A 22527-nucleotide genomic window follows, 5' to 3' on the forward strand; every position below is an offset into this window, starting at 1 on the left:
AGAAACACTAACAATTCAATTATTAACCATTAAAAAAACACAACATTATGGCACTGAAAGTAAAAGCAAAAGAACAACTGATCAAGGTGGGCAAGTATGCTGAGACCTACCGTTACGTGATGATGCCTGAGCTCTACACCGCTCTGACTCAGGACAAGGTGATTAAGGAGGCGGCCCTCCGCTCAGGTGTGAGCCGAGGCGTGATGCAGGCCTGCTGGGATGCAGCTGGTGAGGTTATCAAGGCATGGGCCACCGAAGGCCACTCTGTAGCGCTGCCTGGACTGGGCACCATGCGCTTCGGACTGCGCGCCAAGAGCGTGGACGACGTGAACAAGGTGAAGGCTGACCTCATCTCAAGTCGTCGCATCATCTTCACTCCCGATGTCGACCTGAAGGACGAGCTGTCGAAGACTGCCGTGCAGATCACCTGCTACGACCGCGAGGGCAAGGAGGTGAAGCGCGTGACCTCGACTGACGAGGGTAACGTCGAAGATCCCGAAAACGAGGGTGGCAACGAAAACCAGAACCAAAATGGTAGTGGCACCCAGAACGGAGGCAACGGCGGCACCCAGGGCGGTGGCACCAGCGGTGGTGACAACACCGGAGGTGGTGACAACGGCGACGGGTATAATTAAACGGTGACGGGTGAAGGGTGAAAGGTGACAGGAGGTTAGACCAAGGGGCCCCGAAGGGGTTAAATAACCTAGCATAGGGGCTTGCCCCTATGATTAAAGGGGCCCCACCCTCCCACCTATATCCAATAACCATTCTTGGACGAGCCAAGCGGCGAAGCCGAGCGGAAAATTAAAAATCTAAAGCTATGAAGAAAGAAAGTTGGAAGACAGTTATTCAGATTATCGTATCGATACTGACGGCAGCGCTGACGGCGCTGGGAACGACCTCTTGCATGGGAATCATGTAAAGGGAAAAGGTGAAACGAAGTGCACGGCCCATCTCTGAGTCGTGCACTTTTTTGTTATAACAAATCTCGACTACAGGTTTACCAGGAGTTTCTTTTGCATAAAGAATGGTTGTAAGAGATGATTATTCCGTGGCGATGGGCTTGTACTTAGGCACCAGACCCTTCATGATGACCCAGCCGATGAGGTAGGCCACAGCACAGTAGCAGAACACTATCATGTAGCCGGCAGGCTTGCCTGTCTCACCAAAGAACGAGAAGGCCTGGCCCTGAGCCTCAGCATAGTCGAACAGCAGACCCGACAGCTTGTTGATGGCAAAGCTGCACAAGCCGCCAAACATCGTACCGATACCAGTAATAGTGGCCACTGCCGACTTCGGGAACATGTCGCCAATGGTGCTGTAGAGGTTGGCCGACCATGCCTGATGGCCTGCACCAGCCAAGCCGATGATAACGGCGGGAATCCAAGGCGAGATGCCAGACAATGGCTGTGCAAACATGGCAAAGATCGGGAAGAAAGCAAAGATAAGCATGGCACGCATACGACCGATGTATGGGTTCATGCCCCGTTTCTCAACAAAGAGCTTGGGCAGGTAGCCGCCATAGATGGACACTACGGTGACGATGAGATAGAGCACAAATAGCAGCATCTTACCCGTAAAGGTAGTCACAGGGAAGCCCAGCGAGTTGAAATAGTCAGGAGCCCAGAAGAGGAGGAACCACCATACACCATCGGTAAAGAACTTACCAACGATGAAGGCCCATGTCTGCTTGTACTTGAAGCACTGCCACAACGACAGTTTAATACCACCGTCATCCTCTTCCTCAGCAGCCTTCTCCTTGACGGCGGCGTCATCGTCCGACTCAATATATATCAATTCAGAAGGATTAACGAAACGGCTCTTAGAGGGCGATGTATAAAGGAAGAGCCACAAACCGGCCCAGACGAAGCCAAGAGCACCAATAATGATGAATGACATTTCCCAGCCAAAAGCATCGGCAAGTGTGGGAATGGCAAGTGGTGCCATCAATGCACCAATGGAAGCACCAGCATTGAAAATTGACGTAGCCAGTGCGCGGTCTTTCTTGGGGAAATACTCGGCGGTGACTTTGATGGCGGCGGGGAAGTTACCCGACTCACCCATGGCAAGAATCATGCGGCAGGCAATGAACAGCCATACACTGGCCGTGAGGCCGAAGAGGCCTACCTGTGCTGCTTTCTGCATACCTTTCAGCACCTCCACGCTGTCTACATCGTTAATCCAGCAGGTGGCAATGCCGCATCCAGCGTGCAGACATGCACCTACGCTCCACAACACGATGGCCCAGATGTAGCCCTTCTTGGTGCCCATCCAGTCGATGAAGCGACCTGCAAAAAGTGAGATGACAGCATAGAAGAGTGAAAATATGGCAGTGATGGTGCCATAGTCATCGTTGTCCCAATGGAAATCAACTGAGATATAGTTGGTGTTCAGCAGGGACAGTACCTGACGATCTAGATAGTTGATAGTGGTTGCCATAAATAGCAATCCACAGATAACCCAACGGAAGTTGGACATTTTGTTAGTTTGAATAGGGGCCATAGTTATTTGACTATTTACTATTTGACGATTTATTTGATGTCGATAACGGGGATGTTGTCTTTGTCGTTATAGTACAGGTTCTCGCCTGCCATACCCCAGATGAAGGTATAGTAGTAGGTGCCGGCAGCGGCATGCATGCTCCACTCAGGCGACATGATGGCCTGGTCGTTGTGGAGCCACACCACGCGACTCTCCTCGGGCTGTCCCATGATGTGGGCGATGGTCTGGTCCTGAGGCAGGTTGAAGTAATAGTAGGCCTCGATGCGGCGACCGTGGGTGTGAGGCGGCATGGTGTTCCACGCAGCACCAGGGTTCAACTGTGTGAGACCCAGTTGCAGCTGGCAGGGACCTTCCTCGAGCACGTCGTTGACGATGAGCTTATAGACGGTGCGGTTATTGCACTCCTCCAGCGAACCCACAGGGCCCCATACGGCAGCCTTCAGCGAGCCCTTACGGCCGTCGAGGGTGATCCACTGGGTCTTGTAGTGCTGATGGGCCGTGGCGCTGTTCAGGTAGAACTTGGCAGGCTTGGCGGCATCCTTCGAACGGAAGAGCACCTCCTTGTTTACGTCTTTGTCCTTGGCGATATGTCCGCGACCCACGTAGAGGGCCTCCTTGGGTGACAGGGCATACTCCTTACCATCGACAATCACCACGCCGTCGCCCTCGCCACAGTTCACGATGCCGATTTCGCGGTTATAAAGGAAATACTTCTCTTTGATGTCCTTGTCGACGTCGAGTCCCAGCTCCCAGAAGTTCTCCAGCTTCAGGGTCTTGGTCACAGGCATCGCGCCACCAAAGATAAAACGGTCGTAGTGGCTGTAGGTCAGCAGGATAGAGTCTGCTGCCATCACCTTCTCCATCACGAAACGCTCACGAAGGGTCTTCGTGTCGTAGCCTTTCACATCCTGCGGGTGGCAGGCTGTCTGGAAACGAACATGCTGGGCACCAACGTAGCGATCGGCTTCCTGGGCATTTGCGGAAACAAATGTCATTGCCAGGAGGGTTAGGGAAAGAAATGTTCTTGTTTTCATATACTTTGTTTTTAAATTATTTACTTTGAAGTCGTTTCCTCACGAACAATGCGCAGGCGGTTCCAGACCACCATAGAAATGGTGATGAGTGTCAGGACACCCATGCCTATCCACTGGATATACTTGACACAGGCATAGATGACATAGCCAAAGAGCGACGAGGCGAAGTCCATGGCACCAGCCTGGAAGCCTTCGGGAATCTGAGCAGCCTTGTCCTGCGTGGCCTCGAACACCGTGTTGGCTGCCAAAGTGAAGGCAGGCGCCATATCGGTGACGAAATAGAGGCCGATGGTGACAGCCACCAGACCCACGATGAAGGTCTTCACCACATTACCCTTGGTATAGGGCAGCACCATCACGAAGACATAGAACATACCTGCCAGTGATGCCAACGGCAGGAACTGGTTGCCAGCCTTTGACAGGGCGATGGCCAGTATGAGGGTAACGGGGATAAGTAGCAGCGACACCACCAGCGTGGTGGGATGGCCGATGACGAGTGCCGGCGACATGCCGATATACACCTTCTTGCCCTTGAACTTACGCTTCACCACCTCCTGCGTCTTCTCGGAGATAGGCATCAGTCCGTCGATAAACAGACGGGTGATGCGAGGAATGAGCTCCATCACGGCACCCATGGTGACACCCAAGAAGAGTATCGACTTGGTAATACTCATCACAGCATCGGCGGTGGTGTCGAAGCCAGCGGCATAGGCTGAGAAATTGACCAAATGGTCGAAATGGGCGGCAGCACCTATCAACGCTCCCACGATGACGCCCAGCACCAGGGGCTCGCCCAGCACGCCGAACTTCTGCTTCATGCCCTCGGCATCGATGTCGAGCTTCGAGAAGCCAGGAATACGGTCCAGCAGCCAGTTGATGACGATGGCAAAAGCCGTAAAGCTCTGACAGAACGGCTGGGGAATGGAGATGCCCTCCATATTGTCGTAGTAGCCTTGGAAGCGCTCTGCCGTCAGGTCGGCCATCACCAGGGTGACGATATAACAGCTGATGGCGGCGAAATAACCCCACAGCAGACTCTGGTCCATGACGAAATAGGCCACGGCGCCGATGAAGGCGAAATGCCAGTAGTTCCACAGGTCGATATTGACTGTTCGCGTACATTTAGTAATCAGCAACAGGAAGTTGATGCCCAGGCAGATGGGGATGATGAGAGCACCCACCGCGGTATTGTAGGCCACAGCGGCGGCAGCAGGCCATCCCATGTCGAAGACCTTCAGGTCGAGCTCAAAGATTTTTGAGATGGCATCGAGCGGCGTGTTGAAGTTGGTTGTCAACAGGGCGGTGACGATGCCGAGACCTACGAAACCTACGCCGACGTAGAGTCCACTCTTGAGGGCCTTGCCGAACTTCATGCCGATGCACAGGCCGATGATGGTGAAGAGTATCGGCATCATGACCGACGCTCCCAACTGGATGATGTAAGTGAATACTTGCTCCATTTCTTGATATAGTTTTAGTGATTAGTCTTGGAAATACACGCGTTTCACGCGGTTGCTGACGCTGGTGAGCACTTCGTAGGGGATGGTCTCGAGCACATCGCTCAGCACGGTGACAGGCAGGTTCTTGCCGAAGATCTCCACGCTGTCGCCCTCCTCACAAGGGATGTCTGTCACGTCAATCAGCGCCACATCCATGCAGATATTGCCCACATACTCCGCCTTCTGGCCGTTGACCAGACAATAGCAATGACGATTGCCCAGGCGGCGGTTCAAGCCGTCGGCATAGCCAATAGGTATGGCGGCGATGATGCTGTCGCGATCCAACTTGCCCTTGCGACTATAGCCCACCGTCTCCTCCTTGGGCACACGGCGCAGCTGCAGGATGGTGGTCTTCAGGGTCGATACAGTAGAGAGCATATTATTGGTACGTGGGTCAACGCCATAGAGTCCGATGCCCAGGCGACACATATCCATCTGTCGCTCTGGGAAGTGCTCTATGCCTGCGGAGTTGTCCATGTGGCGCAGAATCTTATGACTGAAGGCGGCCTGTATCTTCTTGCTGCCCTCGTCGAACACACGGAACTGGGTGGCAGAGAAGTTGTCGAAGTCGTCGCTGTCGGAACCCACGAAATGGGAGAAGACAGAACGCGGGATGATGGCCGACTGCTGCTTCAGGCGTTCGATGAGCTCATCAATCTGAGAGCTGTCGAAGCCCAGGCGGTGCATGCCGGTGTCAAGCTTCAGGTGTACGGGCCACCCCGTGATACCCTGGGCACGGGCTGCCTTGACGAGGGCATCCATCAGTCGGAAGCTATAGACCTCAGGCTCCAGGTCGTAGTCGAAGAGGGTCTTAAACGACGACATCTCGGGGTTCATCACAATGATATTCTGCGTGATGCCAGCCTTGCGAAGGGTGACACCCTCGTCGGCTACCGCCACTGCCAGATAGTCCACACGATGGTCTTGCAGTGTCTTGGCAATCTCCACGGCACCAGCGCCATAAGCGTCGGCCTTGATCATACACACCATCTTGGTCTCGGGCTTCAGGAACGAGCGGAAATAGTTCAGGTTATCGACCACCGCATTGAGGTCCACCTCGAGGATGGTCTCGTGCACCTTCTGTTCCAGCAGCTCGGTGATACGCTCGAAGCCAAACGGACGGGCACCTTTCAGCAGCACTATCTCGTGATTGAGCGAACGGAACAGATTACTCTGAAGGAACTGCTCCACGTTGTCGAAGAACCACTTCTGACCTATCTCTATTTGAGATGCCTGACTGGATATCTCTGGTCCGATGCCGATAAAACGGTCTACGCCACGCTTCAAAATCAGGTCGGACACCTCACGATAGAGCTCCGTGGAAGACTCACCCGTCTGGTAGATATCACTCAGAATCAGGGTTTTCTTGACTTGAGTATTGAACGCAGAGGATTGAGATTTATTCTCAATTCGACGGTTCATGAAATCGAGGGCGATGTCGAGGGAGTTGACATCGCTGTTGTACGAGTCGTTGATGAGGGTCAGACCACGTTGTCCCTCCTTCACCTCCAGACGCATGGCGATGGGCTCCAGCTGCGACATCCGCTCGGCAATCTCCTCTGGCGACAGCCCTAAGTAGAGGGCTACGGTGACGCAAGTGATAGAGTTCTCGATAGAGGCCTCGTCGATGAAGGGAATCTCGTAGCTGCCCTCCACACCTTTATATATATAGGAGATGTGAGACTTGAGACTTGAAGTATGAGATTTTTCGATACGACGCACATACATCGGAGCTTTCTCGCTATAGCGCGACCAGCCTATGCGCTCGCCCTTATACTGGGAGCGACGCACACAACGGCTCACGGTGTCATCGTCAGAGGGATAGATCATCACCTCGGTATCGTGGAACAGCTGCAACTTCTCCATACATTTCTCGTCAAGGGAACGGAAGTTCTCCTGATGGGCGCTGCCCAGCGATGTCAGCACGCCGATAGAGGGCTGGATGATGTCGCGCAGGGCCAACATCTCGCCTGGCTCGCTGATGCCTGCCTCGAAGAGAGCCACCTTAGTCTGCTCGTTCAACAGCCACACGCTGAGGGGCACGCCAATCTGCGAGTTATAACTCTTAGGCGAGCGGGTCACCTTCATCGACGGCATCAGAATCTGATAGAGCCACTCCTTGACCCATGTCTTACCGTTAGAACCCGTGATGCCCACCACAGGGATATTGAACTCATCACGATGACGCTCAGCCAGTCGCTGTAGCGCTGCCAGCGGCGACGACACCTTCAGGAAGTTACCCTCGGGGAAGCGTGTCTGATAGTCGGCAGGCTCCTGCTCTACAACAAAGGAGCGCACGCCCCTGCGATATAGTTCATCAATGTATTTATGTCCGTCGTTACGTTTGGTGCGCAAGGCAAAGAATAAGGTCTGCTCAGGAAAACACAGCGAACGGCTGTCTGTCAGCAACCATCCTATGGTTGCCTCTTTTTCTCCATAACGGCGCGCCCCTATCAGGGTCGCCACCTTTTCTATCGTATAAATCATAGCATCATTTATTTACTTCACGCTGCAAAGGTACAAATATTTCTTAATTCATAACACATTATTCACAATTATTTCGTACCTTTGCAGCCAAAATTCAAACTTATTCATTTAAAAGGACTATGATTCTTTTTTTCAAGACTCCCTCATCGAGTGTGATAGCCACTGAAGTGGACCATCAGCTCACACAGACAGAAGTACAGGAACTTTGTTGGCTCTACGGCAATGCAGAGCTCGTTGACGCCCAGACGATGGACGGATTCTTTGTGGGTCCGCGTCGTGAAATGGTGACCCCTTGGTCGACGAATGCCGTTGAGATTACACAGAACATGGGCCTCAGCGGCATTTCTCGTATAGAAGAGTATTTCGCTGTGGACTCTAAGGATGCTGAGCACGACGAGATGCTGCAGCGTATGTATAATGGCCTGAACCAGGACATTTTTACGATTAATATCAAGCCCGAGCCCATCAAGTATGTGGACAATCTGGAGGAGTATAACGAGAAAGAGGGTCTGGCCCTTTCGCCCGAAGAGATTGAGTATCTGCATGGACTGGAGAAGCAGAACGGTCGTCCCCTGACAGACTCTGAGATCTTTGGTTTTGCCCAGATTAACTCTGAGCACTGTCGCCATAAGATCTTTGGTGGTACCTTCATCATCGATGGCAAAGAGATGGAGAGCTCGCTCTTCGCAATGATTAAGAAGACAACACAGGAGAATCCAAACAAGATTCTCTCTGCATACAAGGATAATGTAGCTTTTGCACAGGGACCTGTGGTTGAACAGTTCGCTCCAAAGGATCAGAGCACTAGCGACTACTTCCAGGTAAAAGATATCGAGAGTGTTATCTCGCTGAAGGCAGAGACACACAACTTCCCCACAACCGTAGAGCCATTCAACGGTGCCGCAACAGGTACTGGTGGTGAAATCCGCGACCGTATGGGTGGTGGTGTTGGTTCATGGCCTATCGCTGGTACAGCTGTTTATATGACTGCTTATCCTCGTTTGACTGATGATGACAAGCTGACTCGCGACTGGGAGAATATTCTTCCCGTTCGTCAGTGGTTGTATCAGACACCAGAGCAGATCCTGATCAAGGCTTCTAATGGTGCTTCTGACTTCGGAAATAAGTTCGGTCAGCCACTGATCTGTGGTTCTGTACTCACATTCGAACATCAGGAGCCTAACGATACTAAGTATGCCTATGACAAGGTTATTATGCTGGCTGGTGGTGTAGGTTATGGCACTAAGCGCGACTGTCTAAAGAAGGAACCACAGCCAGGCAACAAGGTTGTCGTTGTTGGTGGTGATAACTACCGTATCGGTCTTGGTGGTGGTTCTGTATCATCAGTTGATACAGGTCGCTATAGCAACGGTATCGAGTTGAACGCCGTTCAGCGTGCAAACCCTGAGATGCAGAAGCGTGCTTACAACTTGGTTCGTGCCCTCTGTGAGGAGGATGTGAACCCCGTTGTTTCTATTCACGACCATGGCTCAGCCGGTCACCTCAACTGTCTCTCTGAGCTCGTAGAGGAGTGCGGTGGTGAGATTGATATGACCAAGTTGCCTATCGGCGACAAGACTCTAAGTTCTAAGGAAATCATCGCCAACGAGAGTCAGGAGCGTATGGGCTTGCTTATCGACGAGAAGCATATCGAACACGTACGTAAGATCGCTGAACGTGAGCGTGCTCCACTGTATGTAGTAGGTGAGACTACCGGCGACGCCCACTTCTCGTTCAAGCAGGGCGATGGCGTAAAGCCTTTCGATTTGGATGTGGCTCAGATGTTCGGTCACTCACCAAAGACGATTATGAAAGATAATACTGTAGAACGCCACTATGCTGACGTAACCTACAGTCAGGATAAGATTAACGAGTACCTCGACCGTGTGCTTCAGCTTGAGGCTGTGGCATGTAAGGATTGGTTGACTAACAAGGTTGACCGTTCTGTAACAGGTAAGATTGCACGTCAGCAGTGCCAGGGAGAAATCCAGTTGCCATTGAGCGACTGTGGTGTTGTTGCCCTCGACTATCGTGGTGTTAAGGGTATCGCTACAGCCATTGGTCATGCACCTCAGGCTGGTCTGGCTGATCCCGCTGCTGGTTCAGTACTCTCTGTAGCTGAGGCTCTCACAAATATTGTTTGGGCTCCATTGGCCGAGGGTATGGATTCACTCTCACTCTCAGCTAACTGGATGTGGCCTTGCCGCTCTCAGGAGGGTGAGGATGCCCGCTTGTATGCTGGTGTTAAGGCGCTGAGCGACTTCTGCTGCGAACTGCACATCAACGTACCAACAGGTAAGGACTCGCTGTCACTCTCACAACAGTATCCTAACGGTGAGAAGATTATTTCTCCAGGAACAGTGATTGTATCTGCTGGTGGTGAGGTTTCTGACATTAAGAAGGTGGTAAGCCCTGTATTGGTTAACGATAAGAACGCATCACTTTATCATATCGACTTCTCGTTCGACGAGCAGCGCCTGGGTGGTTCGGCCTTTGCTCAGAGTTTGGGTAAGGTAGGCGACGATGTGCCTACAGTTAAGAACGCCGAGTACTTTGCTGATGCCTTTATGGCCGTTCAGGAGATGATCAATCGTGGCTGGATTATGGCTGGTCACGATATCTCTGCCGGTGGTCTTATCACCACTCTGCTTGAGATGTGCTTTGCAAACACTAAGGGTGGTATGCACATCAACCTACACGACATTTGTGCCGATGGCGATGTTGTTAAGACTCTCTTCGCTGAGAACCCAGGTGTGGTTATCGAGGTAAGCGATGAGTACAAGCAGGAGTTCAAGGACTTCATGGAGGAGCAGGGCGTTGGCTATGCTAAGATTGGTTATCCTGTTGAGGATGCCCGCACCATCGTTGTAAAGGCTGGCGACAATGAAATGAACTTTGACATCGATGCACTCCGTGATACATGGTATAAAACATCATATCTGCTTGACCGCAAGCAGAGCTTCAATGGTAAGGCTGCTGAGCGCTTCGCTAACTATAAGAATCAGCCTATCGAGATGAAGTTCAATAAGGACTTCACTGGCAAACTGGCTCAGTATGGCATCTCTGCCGATCGCCGTCAGCCATCAGGTATTAAGGCTGCTATCATCCGTGAGAAGGGTACCAACGGTGAGCGTGAGATGGCTTACTGCTTGTATCTTGCTGGTTTTGATGTAAAGGATGTGATGATGACCGACCTTATCTCTGGTCGCGAAACACTCGAGGATATCAACATGATTGTATTCTGCGGTGGATTCTCTAACTCCGATGTACTTGGTTCGGCTAAGGGTTGGGCTGGAGCCTTCCTCTTCAATCCTAAGGCTAAGGAGGCCCTTGATAAGTTCTATGCCCGCGAGGATACCCTTTCATTAGGTATCTGTAACGGTTGTCAGTTGATGGTTGAACTGGGTCTGACAGGTGCTAAGGGTGCTAAGATGTTGCACAACGACTCTCATAAGTTCGAGAGTGAGTTCATCAGTTTGAGCATTCCTCAGAATAACAGCGTGATGTTTGGCTCACTGAGTGGTAACAAACTTGGTTTGTGGGTTGCTCACGGTGAGGGCAAGTTCTCTCTGCCTGAGGCCGAGAGCGCTTACAACATCATTGCCAAGTACAACTACGCTGGCTATCCCGCTAATCCTAACGGATCCGACTATAATGTAGCTGGTATCTGCTCTGCCGATGGTCGTCATCTCTGCATGATGCCTCACTTGGAGCGTGCCGTATTCCCCTGGCAGAACGCCTGGTATCCTGCCGATCGTCGTCAGGACGAGGTTACTCCATGGATTGAGGCATTCGTTAATGCACGTAAATGGGTGGAAGCTCATCAGGCCCATTAGTCCCATTAGCCCCATGAATATCTATTGGGATTCATTTAAGACCTTCTTTAAGATTGGCATATTCACCCTTGGTGGTGGATATGCCATGATACCATTGATAGAGGAGGAAGTGGTGAACAAAAAGCGATGGGTGTCGCGTGATGAGTTTCTCGACCTCATCGCCATAGCGCAAAGTTGCCCAGGCGTCTTTGCCATCAACATCGCCATCTTCATCGGCTATAAGCTGCGAAAGATACGTGGTGTCCTGGCCACAGCTTTGGGCACTGCCCTACCCTCGTTCTTGATTATCCTGCTGATTGCGATGTTCTTCCATCGTTTTCAGGACAACCCCGTAGTGGCATCCATCTTCCGCGGCATCCGTCCTGCTGTGGTGGCACTCATCGCTGTGCCTACGTTCAACCTGGCTAAGAGTGCCAACATTTCGTGGATAAACTGTTGGATACCCATAGCCAGCGCTCTGCTCATCTGGCTCATGGGTGTGTCACCTATTTATATTATTATCCTGGCCGGACTGGGTGGTTGGGCTTACGGCAGGATCATTAAACCCACAGAATAATGGATATTGTCTGGTTATATCTTCAGTTGTTTGGGACGTTCTTCCTGATTGGCCTCTTCGGTTTCGGAGGAGGCTACGGCATGCTATCACTCATTCAGACGAAGGTGGTGCCAATATGGATGACGACAGGACAGTTTACCGATATCGTAGCCATCAGTCAGATGACGCCAGGTCCTGTGGGCATCAACACAGCCACCTATTGCGGTTATATGGCTGTTCACAACGACCCAGCAGGCTATGGTGAGGCTTGGGCGCTGTTAGGCTCGTTCATAGCCACCTTTGCCTTGGTGCTACCATCGCTCATCCTGATGATTATCATCGCCAAGCTTTTCCTTAAATACATGAAGACACCCGCCGTGCAGTCTGTCTTTATGGGACTACGTCCTGCCGTCGTTGGACTTCTGGCTGCCGCCACCCTGCTACTGTGCAACAAGGAGAATTTCTCTTCGCCTAATACCGACCTGTGGCAGTTCTCTATCAGCGTTGCCCTCTTCGTGGCCACCTTTGTGGGCACAAAGGTCTATCATATCAATCCTATCAAGATGATTGTGATGGCGGGCTTTGCAGGTCTTCTTCTGTTATATTAGTCTTTCTGCGTCTCAGCAAATCGCTGAGGAAGGAAAGAACGACGTAAGTGAGAAGACCAGCCATGATACCGTCGGTGATGCTTCCCGTTACTGGCATCAGCAAGATGGTGACGAACACTGGCAACGACTCTTTGGGGTCAGCTAACGAGATATGGCGTACAGCTCCAAAGAGATAGAGTCCGGCAACCACCATCACAGGCGCAGTAGCAGCAGCGGGGATAGCCAGGAAGAGTGGTGCCATAAATAGACTTGCCGTAAAACACAACACAACGACAAAGGCCGAAACGCCAGTACGTCCTCCCTCAGCAAATCCTGTAGCACTCTCAGCATAAGTCGTTACTGTGCTGCATCCCAGACAAGCACCTGCCACTGTGGCCAGGGCATCGCTGAGCATAATAGTAGTCATATGAGGAATACGACCATTTTTACGTATCAGCCCCGAGCAGGCCATGATACCCACAATTGTTCCCAGACTGTCAAAGACATCGAAGAAAAGCATGATGAGCACACATACCCACAAGTCTGGCATCAGCAGGAAATCCCACGAGAACTGGCAGAAAAGTGGTGCTGGCGAAACAGGCATCGAGAATATATCATGAGGCATTGTGGTTAACCCGAAGGGGATGCCCAATAAGGTAATGAGAATGATACTAAGCAGCAGTCCCCCTTTAATACGCAGTATAGAGAATATGCTTGTGAGAATCAATCCCAGGGCAAAGAGCATGGATGATGGTGTGGCCAGCGTATCCAGATGGTTAAACACCGTTCCGTCAGCCAGCAAACCGCTATTCTTGAATCCCAGCATGGCAATAAAGAAGCCTATTCCTGCCGCGATAGCATATTTCAGCGATGCCGGCACCATCTCGAAGATGGTTTTACGCAGGTTACTCAGACAGAGCATCACGAACAGCAGCCCCTCTATCAGTACGGCGGTAAGTGCGAACTGCCAAGGATAGTCCAGTGACAAACATACGGTCTCTATAAAAAAGATGTTTAGTGTCAGCCCTGGTGCCTGACCGAAAGGTCGTTTGGCCAGGAAAACCATCAAGAGCGTGCCCACGATGGTAGCCAAGATAATGGACGTAAAGACACTGTCCACAGGAAAGCCGACAGATGCCATTGGTGCGAACATAGCCGGCAACAGTGCCAAGATATAGACCATCGAGGTAAAGGTGGTGAGACCAGAGAGTATCTCAATCTTCATATTGTCGCGATGGACAGAGAAGCCCATGAGAGCCAAAATCTTTTCTTTCATAGCTTAATGCACAGGTACGACGAGATCGAATTTAGCGCCAGGATGATGATTGGTATCAAGCGTCAGAGTACCTCCAATACGCTCGGCCACCATTCGTGCAAGAGAAAGGCCAAGACCAGTGCCCTGAACAAAAGCGTTCAATTTAGTAAAATGTTCAAAGACTGCATCTTTCTTTTCCGGAGGGATACCTGGTCCGGTATCTATAACCGAGAAGAAAAGCTTATTATCCTCATAGCTCACGTTAAGGGTGATACTACCCTCGTGGGTAAACTTAGCCGAATTGTCGAGCAGCTTTCCAAGAATGGTTTGAATCATTTGTGGATGCACTGTAACCACCAAATCCTCTGCGACAGTACTGTTGTTGATGATTTTCACCAGTGGTGCCACACGAGAACTGATAGTCTCGAGGGCCATCGATGCTAAGGCAGCCACAGGGAAGGGCTCTGGAGCAGGCAACTCATAACCACTCTCCATATCAGATATCTGAATCAAATCATCAACGATATTGGTCAGCAATCGGGTGTTCTCCTGAATACGCAAGCTGAAGTCCAGGCGCTCGGCAGCGGTCATCTCAAGGTCGGGCGTAGCCAACACCTGCGTGAATCCACTGATGGCATTCAGAGGAGTGCGCACCTCGTGGGTGATGCTCTGCATAAAGGCCTTTCTGGCTTTCAAGGCTTCCTCGGCACGATTGTATTCTATGGCCAACTGCTTATTCTTTGCTATCACCACATTACGCTCACGCTCCAACTGACGGTTTTTGATTTCCAGTCTGTGGTTCCAGCGGTTGTTGACAACCAAGAACAGCAGCATTGCTGTAACGACGAGAATCATTGCCAGTCCTCCAGTAGTAAATCGCGAACGTTGCTGTAGCAATTCATTTTGTGCCCTTAGCTCGTTGAGCAGCGAGTCGTTTTGTGCCACAATGTCCGCCCACGCTGATGTGACAACAAGCAACAGCAGAGTTGCGCACACAAGAACCAACACCAAATTCTTATTCATTTTCAACTTTATATTAAAACTGCAGGCAAAGATACGAAAAAAGTATGTAAAAAAAACACGGAATGAGGTTAAAATACCCTAATTCGATGTCCCTTTTGATAGTTTGTAACGCCAATATCCGTATATTTGCACCCGAATTCAAGTTATTCACTAACAAAAAAAATTATGAAAAAGAGTATTATTATTGCAGCTTCGGCTGCCATACTGCTGAGCGGATGCGCCAGCAAGAAAGAACTTCAGAGTTGTCGCGACGAGAACAAGGCGCTGAGCAGCAACCTCCTCTCCGCTAAGGAAGACCTGGCTGGCAAGAATGCCCGCATCACCTCGTTGGAGGAGCAGCAGCGCGGTCTGCAGCAGGCCCTGAAAGCCGCTGAGGAGAAATACGACAAGCTGCAGGAGAGCCTCAACCAGAGTTTGAAGAACGCCAACCAAAACAATGTCAGCATTGAGAAGCTGGTGGACCAGATCAACGAGTCAAACCAGTATATCCGTCATCTGGTGGAGGTGAAGTCGAAGAGCGACTCCCTGAACATGGTGCTGACCAATAACCTCACCCGCTCGCTGTCGAAGGAGGAGCTGAAGGAGGTCGACGTGCAGGTGCTGAAGGGTGTGGTCTATATCTCGCTGGCCGACAACATGCTCTATAAGAGTGGTTCTTACGAGATTAACGACCGCGCTGCCGAGACGCTGTCGAAGATTGCCAAGATCATCACCGACTATAAGGACTATGACGTGCTCATCGAGGGTAACACCGACAATGTGCCCATCTCCCGTCCTAATATCCGCAACAACTGGGACCTCTCTTGTCTGCGTGCATCGAGCGTTGTACAGGCTTTGCAGGAGAAATACGGCGTAGACCCCAAGCGTCTGACTGCTGGTGGTCGTGGTGAGTACAACCCCTTGCAGGGCAACGACACCGAGCTGGGTAAGCAGCGCAACCGTCGCACTCAGATCATCATCACCCCGAAGCTCGACGAGTTTATGGAGCTGATTGGCGAAGCCCCTGAGACGGAAAATAATTGAGAATTGAAAATTGAAAATTGAGAATTAAGAAAGGATTCCGCGACTTGCGAAATCCTTTCTTTTTTACCTTTTTACTTTTTCAAAGCTTCTGGTCCGTCGAGTGTTGGGGTGACGGGGATAATCTTGCCCTTCTTGTCGAACGTCAGTTTGTCGATGCACACCTCACGATGGATCCCTGGATCCTGATGGAGGTGATGCTTATTGATGCGATGATAGACAATGTACCACTCGTCCTTGCCAGGAATCTGGAGCACAGAGTTATGGGCTGTGCCGTAGATGCCGTCCTCGGGCTTCTGCTTGATAACCAGATAGTTATTCTCGTCGATGGTGATGGGACCAAGGGGCGACTTAGCGGTGCCGTAGCACACGTGGTAGTTGGGAGAGCCCGTATCGTCGACACTCCACATAAAGTAATAGGTGCCCTTACGATAGAACACATAGGCACCCTCGCGGAAGGCCCATGTCTGCAGGTTGCCACCTTGGGGTGTCATGTGGGTGATGGTCTCCTTCTTCACTGAGAGCATATCGTCGTTGAGCTCGGCACCAGCCATGAAGCCGTTACCCCAATAGAGGTAGAACTTGCCGCTCTTGGGGTCCTGGAACACATCTACGTCGATAGCCTGTCCGCCACGAGCCTCCTTGGGGCGGTCGTTGTCGGTGATGATGGGTGCGCCGCTATCCACGAAGGGGCCTGTGGGACTGTCGCTCACAGCAACGCCAATCTCCTTGCGATTGCTTTGGGGGTTGTGGGCGGAGAAATAGAAATAGTACTTACCTTTCTTTTCTATGATGCAGGGAGCCCATGCATTACCTGTGGCCCACTTCACCTGGTTGCCCTTCACGTCGAGCATTTTTCCCTCGTCCTTCCAGTCTATGAGGTTCTCCGACGAGAAGACGCTGAAGTCGTGACCGCCCCAACCTGGGGTGCCGTCGGTGGTGCTGTAGATATAGTATTTCTTGGTCTTGCTGGAGTAGAGCACCTCAGGGTCGGCATGGAAGCCGCTGAGGATGGGCTGCTTGTAGTTAGGGAAAGCCTTCAGCAGGCGCTCCTTCTCGGCACGGGTGATGGGGATGATGGTGCCGTGACGGGGGGTGAACTTACCCTTCATTTCGGTGTTCTGCACGAACTTAAAGGTCTTCAGGTCCTCAGACTTACAGAACTGGTAGTGTCCATTGCCGTAGCAGTCGTACATGATGATCCACGACTTGCCGTCGATGGCCTTGCAGACGCCTACGCCCTCTACGCTCTCCTTGGTCTGCTCTACGTTGCCTTCTATCATCTGCCATTTGTCGGTGAGGTTCTTGGCCACAGCCTGATAGATGCCCCTACCCGACTCCTGCTTATAGAAGAGGTGATACAGCTGGTCGGCGTCGTTATAGACGATGTCGCCATCGATGGTGGCATTACCTGCATCGAAGAGCCATTTGGGTTCGCCCTCCAGGTCGGTAAAGTCCTCGTTGGCATACTGATAATAAATCTTGTCGTACGAATGGCGGTCGCTGGTGCGCAGCGAATAGAAGACCATATACTTGCCGGCCTTATGGTCGTAGATGGTCTCAGGAGCCCACACACGGATGACGTTCTTCCACGTCTTGGTATAGCGCGTGGGGAAGTTGATGGTGGAGTGCGTCCAGTTGATGAGGTCCGTCGACTTCAACAGCACCATACCGCGGTTGCTCGACCAGCCCAGGCTCGACTTCATATCCGTCACCACCATATAAAAGGTCTTGCCGTCCTCGCAGCGCAGGATATGGGGGTCGCGAACACACTGGGTCAGGGCGATGGTGTCGCTCTCGATGACGGGCATACCCATATTCAGCGGTGTGTAGTTATAGCCATCGTCGCTCAGGGCATAGCATATCTGCTCGTCCTTGGGGTCGTTACTATTAAAATAGGTGAACAGATAGGCCACCATCTCGTTGGGGTCCTTAGGTGCTTCCTGCGCCACAGCAGGACTCGCTGTTGCGACCATCAGGAGGGCCGACAGAAAGGTTTTAGTCATTTTCATAATTCGTTATAATTAGTTTTAATGTTTCTGTGCACAAAGGTACAAATTAAAATTGAAAATTGAGAATTGAGAATTGAAAATTATGAATTATTTTGCTATTCTTTGGCTATTTAGCGAAAAATGCGTATTTTTGCAGCATCAAAAAAGTATTTTATGAAGAGATGGTTTTCGCTTTGTGCAGCGTTGACGATAGCAACGCTGACGGCATCGGCCCAGAACATGCAAAAGGGCGACTATGGATATCTGTACTGTCACATGAGCGACAAAGGACAATGGACTGCCTTTGCCGTGAGTCGCGACGGCTATCACTATGAAGACATCATTGGTGGCGAGCCCATCATGAGCGCCAAGGAGCATGCCCGCATCGAAGGCGGACAACGCGATGCTTACATCTGCCGCTCATGGAACAGCAAGGGCTACGTGATGGTCACCACCGACATGAACAATGCGATGACAAAAGCCCTGGGCAAGCAGAGCGACTGGGACAACTACGGCATAGACCTGCTGACCAGCAAGGACCTGATACATTGGGAGAGCAAATCCTTCGACTACCGCAAGGGCACCAGCATATTCTCTAACCCCGAGGCCGAGAGCGTCTATAAGGACTGGAGCACCATCAACCGCGTGTGGGCACCGCAGATATTCTGGGACCCCAACTACGTGTGGGACAATGGCGACCGCGGCGGCTATATGATCTACTACTCCATGCTGAACCGTCCTGAGGAGCAGTACGACCGCATGTACTACTCCTATGCCGACAAGACCTTTACCCGATTGACGCAGCCCCGTCTGCTGTTCGACTGGGGCTATGCCACCATCGATGCCGACATCAACCTGCTGGCTGACGGCAAGTACCACATGCTCATCAAGAAAGAGGGCGGCAAGCCTGGCATCTACACCGCCACCAGCGACCACCTCACCTACGGCTGGGGCGAGCCTGTGGAGAACGACTACGTCTCGTTCGAGGGCAACAAGAAGTGCGAAGGCTCAAGCGCCTTCCAGCTTATCGGCGACGACACCTGGCGCGTGGCTTACATCCAATATAGCGACCGCCCCAAGCACTATCGCATCTGCAAGGCCGACGAGCACCTCCGCAACTTCCACGACCCCGTGGACATCGAAGGCGTCACAGCTCCCCAGCACGGCTCCTTCATGCGCCTCACCAAAAAGGAATACAAGCGCCTTCTGAAGTGGTCGACTAAGCAGCAGCAGAATAAGAAATAACAAAAAACACCTACCCTCCTACCTAAATCTTCGGAAACGCCTTTGTATAAAGGGGAAAACAATAGGTAGGTGTTGCTCAAACACCTACCTAACACCTACCTATACACAAAAAGAACCACATTCTTTTATGTGTATCAATCCTCCTCTTCACGAATTAGTATTGCCTTTAATGTGGAATAGTAATAGAGATTGAGAATTCCCAGTCGGGCACCAATCAGGATACCGAAGAAACAGTAGATGTAGAGTGGGGCGAAGAGCTCATCCTTGATCTTCTGCTCCTTATACAGGCGTTTCACCACGAGAAAGGCCAGCGCGATTCCGATGGCCCACATCAGCCCGTACCATCGCACCGACAGCGGACCCAGTCTGAATGCCACGAGGTCTGGATTCCAGACGATATATAGCAATTGGTTCATAAAACCTCCAAAGCGCAAGAAATACTTTCTTTTTTAGAGTAAGTCATAAAAACAGCATTAAGTGAGACAAAATTTTAGTCTATCTTCTAATATGCGGCCCAATAATTTTTATCAGCTGCATATCATTAAACTTTTTCTTGTAAGGATCGAACTTCCGCATTTTAAGCGCATTCGGGTTGATGTCTCGTGTCATCTTTTGGCCTTTGTTAATAAAAGATAGTCTATGTTGCTGTAGGCAACTGTCTTGTTGAACCGTATCACAATTACACACAGACCTGCTGCAGCATAACGAGTCAGTTCCAATTGCCATACTACTGTCTTGCTTGGCCACTATGCTATCCACGCTGTTTTGGCCAATAGCAAAACGGGGTATTAAAAATAGGACAATCAATCCAATAGATTTCTTTGATACAATCATAAATTCCGATTTTTACAGGTTCATTTCTCTTTTGTAAAACGAGCTATCTCCTCGTTGGAATCGGTGTGGTACCAAACCATTTCAGATTCAGTCAGTTTACGGACATCAACTTCAAGGTAGATTTTGGATTCCCCGTTGTAAGTTTTTCCTGTAAAGATATTCATGTGTCCCGTTTCTCCAACCCTATAATTGAGGTCAGTTGTTTTCCAACCTTCATCGGGCCATGCAGAAACTTGCTGCTCGATGCGACCAGAATACCAGTTCTCGGAATAGAAAGTATATATTACCGTCTCTCCATCCATAATGCCACTTCGTATGGCTTTTCTCCACTTTCCTTCAAGTTTGCTTGCATCAAACTTATAGTCATCATCGCTGCTGCAAGAGGCGAGGGAGAGCATGACAGCAAGCATCGCAAAGGCGATTCTCCAAAGTTTCATAGTTTTCATATCTATTACGAATTTTAGTTGATTTATCTTGATGTTAGAACACATTTCTTAAATTCCTTTCTACAGTTGACACATCTTTGAATATCGCGTATTTATAATCAATCTCCAACTTGTCTGATAGGCGGAGGAGATTGAATCCCGTGGCATAGTAATACTTGCGTCCAACAGTATATAGCCATTTGGCATCGGACAGGTTGAAGTTTCCAAAATGCCGATACAGACAATATTCGATATAGCGAGCAGAACCTTCCATCGTTTCATACAACTGCTCCAAGGCTACAATGTCTATACATAGTTCCTTTTTCACCCTTTCCCTGCGTTCGTTACGCAACTCAAAGAACGACTGGATATAGGCTCTTGAAGCCTCAATATCGTTGGCATCAATTGCTTTTAGCAGCAAGTCGTTCTCCTGAGTGATGCTTTCTTTGTACCAACCATGACAGGCAGCTAATGCGATTAGAGTATCTGGCAAAACCGTATTGGTGATTGTTTCGTAAGTTTCCAGATAGCCATCGTTCTTGAATTGGAAGCCATGAAAATACTCATGCATCACCATCGTAGCCCATTCGTTGACTGAAGTGACATCTGGAATAGTCTTACTCGTCTGCTCCAGACTGCTGCATCTCATGAAGGGTGTGCGGTAGTCGATGTTGCTTTCCTCATCTGTGAAGGTTACATGCATGTGGAATGGTTTATCATCGACTTTCTCCGTCTGATAAATCTGGATGTTGTTGTCGCTATGTATCAAGACTGACGGATACTTAGCCAAGAACTTCTCCGTGGGATTCACCACATAGCAACAGGTATCGCCATAATATAGTAGAGGTACATCATATTGCTTATCGGCAAATCCACTCCAGATACTATCGTTGATGACCATTTTAAGGGCATAGACATATTGCATCCTCTCAACATCCTTGTTAAGACTTTGTGCATCGGCTGACATTGCGATGATGGCGAGCAGGATAGTGATGATGGTTTTCTTCATAAAGAGTGCTTAATTTGTTCTTTTCAGTCTTACTATCTTATCTATACCCTTAGGGCTGCGGAACTTAAACAGCGCTTCCTCGTCTTTACGCTCCATCAGCATGTAAGTACAAATATCCTTTATAGAGATTCCATTTACTTCTATCAGGTAATCACCTGTACGGATACCTTTCTTATAAGCTATTGACCCCTTACGAATGACGGCTTTGAGAACTCCGAGTGTGTCGCCTGCCTCTGAAGGGATAAATGAGGCGCTGCCAGTCTCGCTATTACCGACCGTGATATCCTGTCCGTTATGAGGCATAAATACGAACTGCTTTTTGGGAGCGTCAATAATCAATGAGGCATGTTTCAATACTGCGCTCCCTACTCGCATAGTCGGGTGTGCCGTAGTGATGTATAGGTCGTTGACAGGTAGCTTGTCTATCTTTATCTTTGTGAAGTGAAGAAGTCTGCCTACAAGGGTATCTGTGGACAGACCGTATAATCCCCAACTCGTATTGATAGTAGTGTCCGTCTGTAATGTCAAGTCATCAAGCAGTTTTCTCTTCTTTGGATTTTTCTGAAACCAACGGTCCAGATCTTCTTGAGACAGGGCAAGCCATGTATTCAAGGCACCAGTGTCAAATACCATTTCTATCCATCCGAAAGGTGAATCGACATAAACCAACGGACAGTATGCCCGCTTCATTCTGTATTTGGCGGTAGGCTGTCCTTTTTCTTCCTCAGCAAAGAACTTCTTCCTATCGGTCACTATCAGCAGGCTGTCCTTTGTGTCCAACTTGAACGAGAGGCCCTTGCCGACCAGATTGAAACCAATGATACCGTCAAACCTATTGCATGTAAACTCACTCATCGCATCCTCCACTATCATCGGATAGTTTTCTATCTGGAGATTTCCCATCTTGATGGTTGGGAACTGATAGATGATTTGATTACGACTTCTCTTGTTGATATCACCAAACGTCAGACTGTCCGTTGTGAACTGTCTCATCCAGGCTTCTTTCTGTCCTTGCCATAATCCAAGCGGCGAACCTGTATCAAAAAGCAGGTTTCTGGTTTGCCCTTCTATCTCTACAGGCACAACGACTGCTCCATCTATCACCTTTATCTTGATGGTGTCAGCAAAATCTTTCTTTGAAAAACTAATTGGAGCCGTTGCGGTTTTTATCATGTCTTGAGCCACGATAGAAGTCATTGCAACGAGGGCGAGCAGAATGGTGATGATGGTTTTCTTGTTCATAAT

Annotated in this window: 18 protein-coding genes; 7 read left to right on the top strand and 11 right to left on the bottom strand. The window is 50.2% G+C overall.

Going from position 1 to position 22527, the window contains the following annotated elements; all coding sequences use genetic code 11:
• Positions 1-47 precede the first annotated feature (47 nt).
• Together Q0R57_RS12270 and Q0R57_RS12275 are read left to right on the top strand one after the other, a co-directional pair.
• A complete protein-coding gene (locus Q0R57_RS12270; protein ID WP_294748100.1) occupies positions 48-635 on the top strand; it encodes a DNA-binding protein in 588 nt (195 codons plus the stop codon).
• Positions 636-820: 185 nt separating this feature from the next.
• The gene (locus tag Q0R57_RS12275; protein WP_294743153.1) at positions 821-922 is read left to right on the top strand and encodes a smalltalk protein; all 102 of its coding nucleotides are present in this window, start codon (positions 821-823) and stop codon (positions 920-922) included.
• Positions 923-1044: 122 nt separating this feature from the next.
• On the opposite strand, the gene Q0R57_RS12280 is transcribed toward Q0R57_RS12275, so the two are convergent.
• From Q0R57_RS12280 to Q0R57_RS12295, 4 genes are read right to left on the bottom strand one after another with little or no spacing between them, the layout of a single operon-like run.
• Positions 1045-2502, bottom strand: a complete 1458-nt coding sequence (locus Q0R57_RS12280) for an MFS transporter (protein ID WP_294748102.1) — start codon at positions 2500-2502, stop codon at positions 1045-1047.
• Between the two features lie 29 nt (positions 2503-2531).
• Positions 2532-3497, bottom strand: a complete 966-nt coding sequence (gene kduI / locus Q0R57_RS12285) for a 5-dehydro-4-deoxy-D-glucuronate isomerase (RefSeq protein WP_294748162.1) — start codon at positions 3495-3497, stop codon at positions 2532-2534.
• A 59-nt stretch (positions 3498-3556) separates the two neighbouring features.
• Positions 3557-4996, bottom strand: coding sequence for a PTS transporter subunit IIC (locus Q0R57_RS12290; RefSeq protein ID WP_294748104.1), 1440 nt, complete (start codon positions 4994-4996; stop codon positions 3557-3559).
• A 21-nt stretch (positions 4997-5017) separates the two neighbouring features.
• Positions 5018-7522, bottom strand: a complete 2505-nt coding sequence (locus tag Q0R57_RS12295) for a bifunctional UDP-N-acetylmuramoyl-tripeptide:D-alanyl-D-alanine ligase/alanine racemase (protein WP_294748106.1) — start codon at positions 7520-7522, stop codon at positions 5018-5020.
• Between the two features lie 119 nt (positions 7523-7641).
• Between Q0R57_RS12295 and purL the strand changes: the two genes are divergently transcribed.
• Genes purL through Q0R57_RS12310 form a run of 3 tightly spaced genes read left to right on the top strand, consistent with a single transcriptional unit; the run spans position 7642 to position 12501 of the window.
• On the top strand, positions 7642-11358 hold the full coding sequence (purL, locus tag Q0R57_RS12300; protein WP_294748108.1) for a phosphoribosylformylglycinamidine synthase: 3717 nt from the start codon (positions 7642-7644) through the stop codon (positions 11356-11358).
• A 13-nt stretch (positions 11359-11371) separates the two neighbouring features.
• Entirely contained in the window at positions 11372-11914 is a 543-nt protein-coding gene (locus Q0R57_RS12305) for a chromate transporter (RefSeq protein ID WP_294748110.1), read from the top strand.
• Entirely contained in the window at positions 11914-12501 is a 588-nt protein-coding gene (locus tag Q0R57_RS12310; RefSeq protein WP_294748114.1) for a chromate transporter, read from the top strand. Before Q0R57_RS12305 ends, Q0R57_RS12310 begins: the two co-directional genes overlap by 1 nt.
• On the opposite strand, the gene Q0R57_RS12315 is transcribed toward Q0R57_RS12310, so the two are convergent.
• Both Q0R57_RS12315 and Q0R57_RS12320 read right to left on the bottom strand, forming a co-directional pair.
• A complete protein-coding gene (locus Q0R57_RS12315) occupies positions 12452-13756 on the bottom strand; it encodes an NCS2 family permease (RefSeq protein ID WP_294748117.1) in 1305 nt (434 codons plus the stop codon). The two genes, Q0R57_RS12310 and Q0R57_RS12315, sit on opposite strands and share 50 nt — an antisense overlap.
• Positions 13757-13759: 3 nt before the next feature.
• Entirely contained in the window at positions 13760-14758 is a 999-nt protein-coding gene (locus Q0R57_RS12320; RefSeq protein WP_294748120.1) for a HAMP domain-containing sensor histidine kinase, read from the bottom strand.
• A 165-nt stretch (positions 14759-14923) separates the two neighbouring features.
• On the opposite strand from Q0R57_RS12320, the gene Q0R57_RS12325 reads away from it, so the two are divergent.
• On the top strand, positions 14924-15781 hold the full coding sequence (locus Q0R57_RS12325) for an OmpA family protein (protein WP_294748123.1): 858 nt from the start codon (positions 14924-14926) through the stop codon (positions 15779-15781).
• A gap of 71 nt (positions 15782-15852) precedes the next feature.
• Here the strand turns inward: Q0R57_RS12325 and Q0R57_RS12330 are convergent, their stop codons facing one another.
• A complete protein-coding gene (locus Q0R57_RS12330) occupies positions 15853-17754 on the bottom strand; it encodes a family 43 glycosylhydrolase (RefSeq protein ID WP_294748165.1) in 1902 nt (633 codons plus the stop codon).
• A gap of 189 nt (positions 17755-17943) precedes the next feature.
• Between Q0R57_RS12330 and Q0R57_RS12335 the strand changes: the two genes are divergently transcribed.
• Positions 17944-19014 (top strand): glycoside hydrolase family 43 protein, encoded by a 1071-nt coding sequence (locus Q0R57_RS12335; protein WP_294748126.1) that lies wholly within the window; start codon positions 17944-17946, stop codon positions 19012-19014.
• Positions 19015-19148: 134 nt separating this feature from the next.
• Here Q0R57_RS12335 and Q0R57_RS12340 read toward each other — a convergent pair whose 3' ends face one another.
• From Q0R57_RS12340 to Q0R57_RS12355, 4 genes are all read right to left on the bottom strand, one after another.
• Positions 19149-19430, bottom strand: a complete 282-nt coding sequence (locus tag Q0R57_RS12340) for a prolipoprotein diacylglyceryl transferase family protein (protein WP_294748129.1) — start codon at positions 19428-19430, stop codon at positions 19149-19151.
• A gap of 438 nt (positions 19431-19868) precedes the next feature.
• Entirely contained in the window at positions 19869-20294 is a 426-nt protein-coding gene (locus tag Q0R57_RS12345; RefSeq protein WP_294748132.1) for a hypothetical protein, read from the bottom strand.
• Between the two features lie 34 nt (positions 20295-20328).
• Positions 20329-21282, bottom strand: a complete 954-nt coding sequence (locus Q0R57_RS12350; protein WP_294748135.1) for a hypothetical protein — start codon at positions 21280-21282, stop codon at positions 20329-20331.
• Between the two features lie 9 nt (positions 21283-21291).
• The gene (locus Q0R57_RS12355) at positions 21292-22524 is read right to left on the bottom strand and encodes a PDZ domain-containing protein (protein WP_294748136.1); all 1233 of its coding nucleotides are present in this window, start codon (positions 22522-22524) and stop codon (positions 21292-21294) included.
• Between the last annotated feature and the right edge of the window lie 3 nt (positions 22525-22527).

Source organism: uncultured Prevotella sp. (assembly GCF_946407605.1).
In the GTDB taxonomy this organism is placed as follows: Bacteria; Bacteroidota; Bacteroidia; order Bacteroidales; family Bacteroidaceae; genus Prevotella.

Bases quoted from the DNA above. Each gene is read 5' to 3' on its own strand.
- Q0R57_RS12315 (WP_294748117.1), bottom strand. From the start codon at position 13,756: ATGAAAGAAAAGATTTTGGCTCTCATGGGCTTCTCTGTCCATCGCGAC.
- Q0R57_RS12350 (WP_294748135.1), bottom strand. From the start codon at position 21,282: ATGAAGAAAACCATCATCACTATCCTGCTCGCCATCATCGCAATGTCA.
- Q0R57_RS12340 (WP_294748129.1), bottom strand. From the start codon at position 19,430: ATGAACCAATTGCTATATATCGTCTGGAATCCAGACCTCGTGGCATTC.
- Q0R57_RS12290 (WP_294748104.1), bottom strand. From the start codon at position 4,996: ATGGAGCAAGTATTCACTTACATCATCCAGTTGGGAGCGTCGGTCATG.
- Q0R57_RS12275 (WP_294743153.1), top strand. From the start codon at position 821: ATGAAGAAAGAAAGTTGGAAGACAGTTATTCAGATTATCGTATCGATA.
- Q0R57_RS12355 (WP_294748136.1), bottom strand. From the start codon at position 22,524: ATGAACAAGAAAACCATCATCACCATTCTGCTCGCCCTCGTTGCAATG.
- Q0R57_RS12330 (WP_294748165.1), bottom strand. From the start codon at position 17,754: ATGGTCGCAACAGCGAGTCCTGCTGTGGCGCAGGAAGCACCTAAGGAC.
- Q0R57_RS12320 (WP_294748120.1), bottom strand. From the start codon at position 14,758: ATGAATAAGAATTTGGTGTTGGTTCTTGTGTGCGCAACTCTGCTGTTG.
- Q0R57_RS12310 (WP_294748114.1), top strand. From the start codon at position 11,914: ATGGATATTGTCTGGTTATATCTTCAGTTGTTTGGGACGTTCTTCCTG.
- Q0R57_RS12335 (WP_294748126.1), top strand. From the start codon at position 17,944: ATGAAGAGATGGTTTTCGCTTTGTGCAGCGTTGACGATAGCAACGCTG.
- Q0R57_RS12295 (WP_294748106.1), bottom strand. From the start codon at position 7,522: ATGATTTATACGATAGAAAAGGTGGCGACCCTGATAGGGGCGCGCCGT.
- Q0R57_RS12345 (WP_294748132.1), bottom strand. From the start codon at position 20,294: ATGAAAACTATGAAACTTTGGAGAATCGCCTTTGCGATGCTTGCTGTC.
- kduI (WP_294748162.1), bottom strand. From the start codon at position 3,497: ATGACATTTGTTTCCGCAAATGCCCAGGAAGCCGATCGCTACGTTGGT.
- Q0R57_RS12270 (WP_294748100.1), top strand. From the start codon at position 48: ATGGCACTGAAAGTAAAAGCAAAAGAACAACTGATCAAGGTGGGCAAG.
- Q0R57_RS12325 (WP_294748123.1), top strand. From the start codon at position 14,924: ATGAAAAAGAGTATTATTATTGCAGCTTCGGCTGCCATACTGCTGAGC.
- Q0R57_RS12280 (WP_294748102.1), bottom strand. From the start codon at position 2,502: ATGGCCCCTATTCAAACTAACAAAATGTCCAACTTCCGTTGGGTTATC.
- Q0R57_RS12305 (WP_294748110.1), top strand. From the start codon at position 11,372: ATGAATATCTATTGGGATTCATTTAAGACCTTCTTTAAGATTGGCATA.
- purL (WP_294748108.1), top strand. From the start codon at position 7,642: ATGATTCTTTTTTTCAAGACTCCCTCATCGAGTGTGATAGCCACTGAA.